Raw genomic sequence first — 230 nt, forward strand, 5'->3', positions numbered from 1 at the left:
CAAACTCCGTTGACAGCAGTTCCGCATGCTGCTGCATCTGGCGCTTCATGGCCTCCAGGTATGAGATGTGGTGCCGGGCGGATGCATTCTCCAGTTCCTTCATCCAGCGCTGGTCCCCGGCATTTTCCTTGCCGGCCTTTATGTAATCCTCGACCGTCCATTTAAATTCTTCCAGTTCATCCTTTTTAAGCAGCTTCTTGGCCCCGGCATAGCTGACCCCATTATTGTCG

At 53.5% G+C, this 230-nt stretch carries 1 pseudogene; it reads right to left on the reverse strand.

The features are described from left to right. Positions 1–230 (reverse strand): annotated as a pseudogene (locus LK536_RS59240) (minor capsid protein); the annotation flags it as partial.

The sequence above is a fragment of the Clostridium pacaense genome, from assembly GCF_020709765.2.
Taxonomy (GTDB): domain Bacteria; phylum Bacillota; class Clostridia; order Lachnospirales; family Lachnospiraceae; genus Enterocloster; species Enterocloster hominis.